9 protein-coding genes are annotated in these 7635 nt (G+C 68.4%); 6 read left to right on the top strand and 3 right to left on the bottom strand.

The window, feature by feature from the left end; all coding sequences use genetic code 11:
• Positions 1-135: 135 nt before the first annotated feature.
• The gene (locus tag JHC81_RS12710) at positions 136-606 is read right to left on the bottom strand and encodes a cupin domain-containing protein (RefSeq protein ID WP_292175255.1); all 471 of its coding nucleotides are present in this window, start codon (positions 604-606) and stop codon (positions 136-138) included.
• 47 nt (positions 607-653) lie between these two features.
• Here JHC81_RS12710 and dapE point away from each other — a divergent pair, with 47 nt between their 5' ends.
• The gene (dapE, locus tag JHC81_RS12705; RefSeq protein ID WP_292175253.1) at positions 654-1847 is read left to right on the top strand and encodes a succinyl-diaminopimelate desuccinylase; all 1194 of its coding nucleotides are present in this window, start codon (positions 654-656) and stop codon (positions 1845-1847) included.
• Here dapE and JHC81_RS12700 read toward each other — a convergent pair.
• A complete protein-coding gene (locus tag JHC81_RS12700; RefSeq protein WP_292175252.1) occupies positions 1840-1977 on the bottom strand; it encodes a hypothetical protein in 138 nt (45 codons plus the stop codon). The two genes, dapE and JHC81_RS12700, sit on opposite strands and share 8 nt — an antisense overlap.
• A gap of 88 nt (positions 1978-2065) precedes the next feature.
• The gene (locus JHC81_RS12695) at positions 2066-3379 is read right to left on the bottom strand and encodes an amidohydrolase (RefSeq protein WP_292175251.1); all 1314 of its coding nucleotides are present in this window, start codon (positions 3377-3379) and stop codon (positions 2066-2068) included.
• A 92-nt stretch (positions 3380-3471) separates the two neighbouring features.
• Here JHC81_RS12695 and JHC81_RS12690 point away from each other — a divergent pair, with 92 nt between their 5' ends.
• The 5 genes from JHC81_RS12690 (at position 3472) to JHC81_RS12670 (ending at position 7409) form a co-directional block, all read left to right on the top strand.
• Entirely contained in the window at positions 3472-4293 is an 822-nt protein-coding gene (locus tag JHC81_RS12690; protein ID WP_292175249.1) for an ABC transporter permease, read from the top strand.
• A gap of 68 nt (positions 4294-4361) precedes the next feature.
• Positions 4362-5297: a M20/M25/M40 family metallo-hydrolase gene (locus JHC81_RS12685; protein WP_292175248.1), complete on the top strand. Its 936-nt coding sequence runs from the start codon at positions 4362-4364 to the stop codon at positions 5295-5297.
• Positions 5298-5336: 39 nt separating this feature from the next.
• A complete protein-coding gene (locus JHC81_RS12680; RefSeq protein WP_292175246.1) occupies positions 5337-5975 on the top strand; it encodes a hypothetical protein in 639 nt (212 codons plus the stop codon).
• Complete coding sequence (locus JHC81_RS12675; RefSeq protein WP_292175244.1) at positions 5972-6700, top strand: DUF2459 domain-containing protein; 729 nt, start codon at positions 5972-5974, stop codon at positions 6698-6700. The genes JHC81_RS12680 and JHC81_RS12675 overlap by 4 nt, the downstream gene beginning before the upstream one ends.
• 16 nt (positions 6701-6716) lie before the next feature.
• Positions 6717-7409 carry a hypothetical protein gene (locus JHC81_RS12670; RefSeq protein WP_292175242.1) on the top strand — a complete coding sequence of 231 codons (693 nt, stop codon included), beginning with the start codon at positions 6717-6719 and terminating at the stop codon, positions 7407-7409.
• The last annotated feature ends 226 nt before the right edge of the window (positions 7410-7635 follow it).

Genomic DNA, 7635 nt, shown 5'->3' with positions numbered 1-7635 from the left:
ACTGGATCTGTATCCCCAGCACCGCCGCCACCCGCCCCAGCCACAGCAGGCGGAAGTCGCGGATGGCCCAGGGGCTGGACGGTTCGCCGGGGGGCGGTGGAGGCTGGACGGGCTCGGTCGTTTCGATGGTCTCGGTCACGTGCGGCGATCGACTTTCGGAAAGGGGGTGCCGTCGCGGCGCAGAAAGACGTCCTGCCGGAACACCATGTCGATGTCTGGATAGTCGCCGTTGTCGCCGCCCGGCACGCGGCTACCGACCTCCAGCAGAACGGCCTCGGCGCCGGATCGGTTCTCGATCTTGTGGCCGTTGGGCACCCCGGCCTTAAAGCCCGCACAGTCGCCGGCGCGCAGGACGGTTTCGCCCTCATCCTCGACGAGCACGACCTCGCCGGAGACGACCCAGACGAACTCGTCCTCGCCCTCGTGCCAGTGTCGCTGGCTGGACCAGGCCCCATCCGGCAGCCGCAGCAGATTGACCCCGAATTGATCCAGCCCGACGGCGTCGCCCAGACGCCAGCGGCGGCGCGGCTTGCACGGCGCGGCGAACGCTTCGGGATAGCCGGTGCCATGGCCGGTGGGTGCGGCATCGATGTCGATCTTGGGCATGATGACGCTCTTTGCGCGGGTCGGGGCTTTGCGTAAAGCTTGGCTCCATGAACGCCCCATCACATCCGGTTATCGATCCTGTCGAACTGACGCGGGACCTGATCCGCATTCCCTCGGTAACCCCCGCCGATGAAGGCGCGATGGATGTGCTGGAGCGGGCGCTGACGGGTCTCGGCTTCACCTGCCGCCGCATGGTGTTCGAGGGGCCGACGGGCGTGGGCCCGGATGCGCGGATCGAGAACGTGTATGCCCGACGCGGCACGGCCTCGCCCAATCTGTGCTTCGCCGGTCATACCGATGTGGTCCCGACGGGGCGCGTCGAGGCCTGGTCGTCCGATCCCTTTGCCGCCGAGGTGAAGGACGGCGTCCTGTACGGACGTGGGGCGGTGGACATGAAGGGCGGCATCGCGGCCTGGACGGCGGCCGTGTCGCGGGTGCTGGCCGCAGGAGAGCCGGACGGCTCGCTATCCTTCCTGATCACCGGCGACGAGGAAGGCCCGGCCCTGCACGGCACCAAGCGGGTGGTCGAGGCCCTGATGGCCGAGGGCGAGGTCATCGACGCCTGCGTGGTCGGAGAGCCGTCCTCGCAACAGGCCCTGGGCGACATGATCAAGGTCGGGCGCCGCGGCTCGCTGAACACCTGGATCACCGTCCACGGCAAACAGGGGCACGTCGCCTATCCGGACCGGGCGGCCAATCCTGCGCCTGTGATGGCGCGTCTGCTGGCCCGGCTGGCGGACCACGAACTGGATCAGGGCTATGAGGCCTTTCAGCCCTCGAACCTGGAAATCACCACCATCGACATCGGCAACCCGGCCACCAACATCATCCCGTCAGAGGCGAAGGCGCGGCTGAACATCCGCTTCAACCCGACCCACACCGGCGACGATCTGATCGCCTGGCTGAACAGCGTGGCGGGCGAGGCGCAGGCCGACAGTGGCCTGCGGATCGAGCTGGAGCATCTGTGTTCGGGCAACGCCTTCCTGACCCCCGCCGGCGACTTCGTCACGGCGGTGCAGGAGGCGGTGGAGGCCGAGACCGGTCGCCGCCCCGTCGCCTCGACCACCGGCGGCACCTCCGACGCCCGCTTCATCCGCGCCATGTGTCCGGTGCTGGAGCTGGGCCTGGTCGGCCAGACCATGCACCAGGTCGACGAGCGCGTGCCCGTCGCCGAGCTGGAGGCGCTGACGGATGTCTATGAGCGGGTGATCGGGGCCGTCATGGCCCGCCTGGCTAGCTGAACCAGCTGAGGACCAGAAGGGCCGCGCCGAAGACCGCCGCGAAGGAGAGGCAGAAGAAGATGGCCTCGCGCATGCGACCACCCCCACTTTGGCGCTGCATCGGCGGCAGATTGACGGGGAGCTGGCGCATTCCTGTGATCCCGGGCCGCAATCGGCCCCTCGATCCGCGAGATTGCGCTCACAAGGTTTTCAGCGGGTTGATGAATATGGTTTCCCGGTCATGAGCGCTCCAGGAACCGCAGGGCCGTAAGGACATGGGCCTTTACGCCCACCGGCAGCACGGCCTCATTGACATCGAAACTGGGCGAATGGTTCGGCGGCGATGTCGCCGGATCGACGCCGTCGGCGCTGCCGCCCAGGTGGTAGAAGACCCCCGGCACTTCCTGCGACAGATAGCTGAAATCCTCCGCCACGGTGGTCTCGGGGCTGGCCGGATTGACGTTGCCTGAACCAGCCGCCTCTTCCAGCACGGGGGCCAGCCAGGCGGACAGTTCCTCGTTGTTGAAGACCAGGGCCGCGTTCTGGCGCACGGAAAACTCGGCGGTCGCGCCGTAGGCCTCGGCCACATGGCCGACGGCGGCCTCCGTCCGGCGGACCAGATCGTCGCGCTGGGCGATGTTGAAGGTGCGCAGGGTGCCCGATAGCACAGCCCGGTCCGGAATGATGTTGTAGCGCACGCCCGCATCGATCGTGGCGATGGTGAAGACCGTCGGCGTCGTGGTCGGGTCGATGGTGCGGGCGGTCAGCGTGTTGATCGTCTCGATGACCTGTCCCGTCACGGCGATGACGTCGACGCCCTTCCACGGCCAGGCCCCGTGCGTCTGGCGACCGTTCAGGACGATGTCCACCCGGTCCGACGCGGCCATGAAACCGCGCGGGCGATAGAAGATGGTCCCTGGCCGCCCCGGCACGACATGCAGGCCGAAGATGGCGTCGGGACGCGGATCCCTCAGCGCGCCCTCCTCGATCATCAGGGCGGCACCGCCCTTGGGCTCTCCGGGAGGGGCCCCTTCCTCGGCGGGCTGAAAGATGAAGACGACGGTGCCGGCGATCTGGTCCTTCATGCCGGCAAGGACCTCGGCGGCCCCCATCAGCATGGCGACATGGGCGTCGTGGCCACAGGCATGAGCCACCGGCACCGTATTGCCCAAATAGGTCCCGGTCGCGGTCGAGGCGAAGGGCAAGCCCGTCGCCTCCTCGACCGGCAGGGCATCCATGTCGGCCCGCAGCGCCACCGTCTTGCCAGGGCGCGCCCCGCGCAGGATGCCGACGACGCCGGTGCGCCCGACCTCCGTGCGAACCTCCAGCCCCAGCGACCGCAGATGCTCGGCCACTGCCGCTGCCGTGCGCGTCTCGGCAAAGCCCAATTCGGGGTTAGCATGAAAGTCGCGCCGCCAGGCGATGACGCGCGGATTGACCGCCTGAACCGCCGCCTCGACGCTGGCGACCGGAACCGCCTCCTGGGCGAGGGCAACCCCGCCCGAAAGCGCAAGCACGACGGACGAGGCGAGAAGCAGGCGGCGCAGGCTCATGTCGGGCTCCGAGGCAGGAATAGTGGTCCGTTCGCAGGTTGCGGGCATGTCAGGGGGTTGCGCAAGGGCCGTCGAACCGCGATCTGGCGGGGATGACCGATCTCAGCTCGACCCGTCCCTCAGGTTTGCCGCAACCGCGTCGCTACGACGGGGTCAATTGGGTGGGGGTCAAGACCCTGTACCTGCGCGAGGTGCGCCGGTTCTGGAAGGTCGGGGCCCAGACGGTCGCCGCGCCGGTAGTGACCACGCTGCTGTACATGCTGGTCTTCGTCGTCGCGCTGAAGGACTCGCGCCCGCCCATCGACGGCACGCCGTTCGCCGAGTTCGTGGCCCCCGGCCTGATCATGATGGCCATCCTGAACAATGCCTTCGCCAATGCCTCCTCCAGCCTGATCCAGGCGAAGATCATGGGCACGGCGACGGACTTCTTGACCCCGCCGCTCAGCCCGCTGGAGCTGACCATCGGCTTTTCCATGGGGGCGGCGACACGCGGTATCGTGGTCGGGGCGGTCACGGCCGTCTGCGTCATGCCGTTCGCGCGACTGGGCCTGGCCAATGTCGCGGCCATCCTGTGGTTCAGCCTGACTGCCTCGCTGATGATGGGAATGCTGGGCGTTTTCGCAGGGCTCTGGGCCGAGAAGTTCGATCAGCTGGCGGCAGTGCAGAACTTTCTGATCATGCCGATGACCTTCCTGTCCGGCACCTTCTATCTGGTCGGCAACCTGCCCGAGCCGTTTGCGACCATCAGCCATTTCAACCCGATCTTCTACATGATCGACGGCTTCCGCTTCGGCTTCATCGGCCATGCCGAGGGCAATGTCTGGGTTGGCGTCGCGACCAGCGCGGCCCTGACCATCCTTGGTTCCTATGCCTGCTGGCGGGTCTTCAAGTCGGGATGGCGGCTGAAAAGCTGACGGCATTTTAAGGTGCGCCGGGGCGAGGACCGCGCTACCGAGGCCTCCTGATCATCCGGGGGTCTCATATGCTGTTCCGCTCCATCGCCGTCGCCGCGCTCCTGTGTGCCGCGACGCCCGTCCTGGCCCAGGCCCCTGAGGACCCCACGGGCCTGCGCAGCAAGGTCGCCGCCTTCGTCCAGCCCACCAACGAGGCGCGCACCCAGGCGGTGATCGACCTCGTCCGCGCCGCCGGGTTCGAGCCGGAGGTCGAGACGTTCCAAGGCGGCAACGACCGCTCCGGCCCGGTGACCGGCCGCAACGTCACCTTTACCGTCGAGGGCACCGACACCGACCTGACCGGCGAAATCCTGCTGACCGCCCACTATGACGCGGTCACGCTGCGCGACGGCACCCTGTCGCACGGCGTCGTCGACAATGCCGCCTCGGTCGTGGCCGTCGTACGCGCCGCCGAGCTGCTGCGAGCCCAGCATCTTGGGCATACGGTCCGGGTCATCCTGCTGGATCAAGAGGAGCTGGGCCTGATCGGCGCGCGCAAATGGATCGAGGCGCACGGCCTGACCGATGTCCGCGCCGTGGTGAGCTCCGACGTCGCCGGCTATGGCGACACCCTGATGTACGGTCAGAACAACGGCGATCAGTCCGCCTTCGTCACCCGTGCGGTGCGCGAGGTCTGCGCCGAACGCGCCATGCCCTGCGTCGGCTTTCCGGTCTATCCGCCCTCGGACGACCGTGCGTTTTCGGCAGCGGGTGCGCCGGTCGTGTCCCTGGGTTTTCAGGATCATGTCGGGGCCCATCAGATGTGGCTGGCCTTCAATGGCGGCGAGACCAACGGCCTGGCCGAAGGCTTCGCGCCCCAGGTCTTCCGCCTGATCCATTCCAGCGAGGACACGATGGAACAGCTGGACCCCGCCACGGTCGAACTGGCTGGTTCGGTCTATGCCGAGCTGGTCCGCAAGCTGGACGGTCGCCTCGCCTCGGCGGATACCCCACCTGCGCGATAGCTATTCGCAAGGCGGGCCCGCCCCGCTAAACTGTGGTCGATGATCGCCGCCCATTATCCGTCGCAAGGGTCCTCGGCCCGCTGGCTGATGCCGCTGAATGCGGTGCTGGCGGTCGTGTGTCTGGTGCTGTTCCTGCTGGCCATCGAGCAGAGGCAGGCGGTCCAGGCGTGGCACGCGGTGCGCGACGGCGCGGCCCCGGCCCTGCAGTGGGCGGGCGACTGGCTGGGCGACCGGACGACCGATATCCGCGAGGCCCTCGACCCGACACCGCCCGTGGCGGCCGACCTGGTCGATGTCCTCCTGACGGGAACCTTCGTGTCACTCGATGCCGAGGTGCCGCTGGTCGCTACCTTTGACGGTCCAAGGGTGATCCTGGGTGATCAGACCCTGACCACCCGCCCCTTGCGGATCGCCGCCGGAGCGGACGTCTTCGCGCCCGGCCAGACCTTTGCCGAGAGGCTGGATGCACGTGCCGATGCCCAGATCGAGCTGCGTGAAGTCGTGCCGGATTCAGAGGCGGAGGCAGTCGCGCCCTCGGCCTTGTGCGCAGACGCCGCCCCGTCGAGCGTGGCTTTGCTTCACCGCCAGAACACCGTCGATCTGATGCTGTTTCCGCGAGCCTCCGAGACCACATCTCTCGGCGAGCCCTGCGTGATTGTCACCCTGAAAGCTCAATGAAGCGGAGGCGCAGGTCCAGCCGAACCAGCGGCGCGCTGACGCGGGGCGTACTGGCCGGCGCCCTCGGCGTCGTCGCCGCCCTGTGGACCTGGACCGCGGCGGGCGACGCCGCGCTGGCTCCCCGTCCCGGCGAGGCGACCACTCGGGTCCACCTGCTCAACAACGGCTTTCACACCGATCTGGCCGTGCCGCGTACCGCCCTGACCCGGCGCCCTGGCCCCTTGGGCGAGGCCGCGCGGTCGCTGGCCCCCGGCGACTGGATCCTGATCGGCTGGGGCGACGCCAAATTCTATGTGGATCAGAGCCCGATGGAGGGGCGGCTGCTGGACGGGGGGCGCGCCTTCTTCGCCCCAGGCAATCGCTCGGTCATCATGCTGGATCCGGACCAGACCGATCCGACGACGCGCTTCGCCGCCGCTAATCGCAATACGTTGACCCTGTCGCAGCGCGCCCTGACCCGGATGCTGGACCACGTCGAGGCCTCGCTGCAGCTGACCGGCGGTGCCGCCCGCATCGCGGCCAGCCGCTCCGGTGATGACGCCCGCTTCTATGCCAGTCGCGAGCATTTCTGGATCGGCCACCTGTGCAACCACTGGACGGCAGGTGTGCTGAATGCGGGCGGCATCACCGTGCGTCCGCTGCGCTCCGTCACGGCGGGCGAAGTCATGACGGCATCTGACGCGACGCGGCGGGTCCCTTTTCTGCAGTCGGACCGCACTCCATAGTCTCTGCGGAGAGGCCATGACGGCCCGCAGTGAGGAGGGTTTGATGGCGAGGTTCTGGCGTCTGTCAGGGGGCGCGGCCCTGGCTCTGATCCTTGCCGCCTGCGACGCGCGGTCCGGGGCCACAGCGTCTGTAGACGCCCCTACCGTGCCGACCACCGACGAGAAGACGGCTCCCGTCGCAACGCTGCCTGTCCCGCCTGCGGACGCCGGCATTCAGAGCGCGCGTCGCCGTCCGGCGCAATCCCAGGCCGAGAGCCGACTGCAGGCCTCCTACGCCATCTGGGGCCGGGTGCCGCCGGTCACCCTGGACACTCCGACGGGTCAGGCGATCTTTCGCGACGGCGAGGTCTCCTACTTCGGTGGCGGACGCGCGATGCTGGTCGCCTATGGCGATGCGGCAACCGACACGGGCCGGGGTGCGATCGCCTTGCGCTATCTGACCGAGGGCGAGAACGGGCTTCAGGCCGGGCCGGGACAACTGCTGGTGATCGAAGGCGATCTGGGGCCTCGGGGACAGGCCGACTGGGCCATCCGCCGCGATCTGATGAGCGATCCGGTCCTGATCATCGAGAACAACGGGCCATGGGCTGACTACGGCTGCGTGGGGGCCAATCTGGTCGCGCTGACGGCGGCGGGTCCCGTTCTGCTGCAACCCGGCGACCGGCGCGTGCGCCCGCTGCCCAATCCGGACAACCTGCCCCTCTGTTGACCGTCGCCGGGCGGGGTGCTGGACTTAGGCCGTCCCGAGGCCTAGACCCCGCCCCTTCGCTTTTTCGAGCCGGGTCCGAGCCCCGGCGGGCGACGAGGAGACACCGCCATGAGCACCCACAAGTCCAGGCCCGCCGCCAAGGCCGGTACCGTCAGCCAGCGGCAGCTGCGCGCCTCCGAAATGATCCGCCACGCCCTGGTCGAGGTGATGCGCGAGAACGAGATCC

This window comes from Brevundimonas sp., assembly GCF_016463295.1.
Taxonomy (GTDB): Bacteria; Pseudomonadota; Alphaproteobacteria; order Caulobacterales; family Caulobacteraceae; genus Brevundimonas.
This window is presented reverse-complemented; position numbering and strand designations above follow the sequence as displayed.

Coding starts and splice junctions, on each gene's coding strand:
- JHC81_RS12680 (WP_292175246.1), top strand. CDS start 5,337: ATGATCGCCGCCCATTATCCGTCGCAAGGGTCCTCGGCCCGCTGGCTG.
- JHC81_RS12690 (WP_292175249.1), top strand. CDS start 3,472: ATGACCGATCTCAGCTCGACCCGTCCCTCAGGTTTGCCGCAACCGCGT.
- JHC81_RS12695 (WP_292175251.1), bottom strand. CDS start 3,379: ATGAGCCTGCGCCGCCTGCTTCTCGCCTCGTCCGTCGTGCTTGCGCTT.
- JHC81_RS12685 (WP_292175248.1), top strand. CDS start 4,362: ATGCTGTTCCGCTCCATCGCCGTCGCCGCGCTCCTGTGTGCCGCGACG.
- JHC81_RS12670 (WP_292175242.1), top strand. CDS start 6,717: ATGACGGCCCGCAGTGAGGAGGGTTTGATGGCGAGGTTCTGGCGTCTG.
- JHC81_RS12675 (WP_292175244.1), top strand. CDS start 5,972: ATGAAGCGGAGGCGCAGGTCCAGCCGAACCAGCGGCGCGCTGACGCGG.
- dapE (WP_292175253.1), top strand. CDS start 654: ATGAACGCCCCATCACATCCGGTTATCGATCCTGTCGAACTGACGCGG.
- JHC81_RS12700 (WP_292175252.1), bottom strand. CDS start 1,977: ATGCGCCAGCTCCCCGTCAATCTGCCGCCGATGCAGCGCCAAAGTGGG.
- JHC81_RS12710 (WP_292175255.1), bottom strand. CDS start 606: ATGCCCAAGATCGACATCGATGCCGCACCCACCGGCCATGGCACCGGC.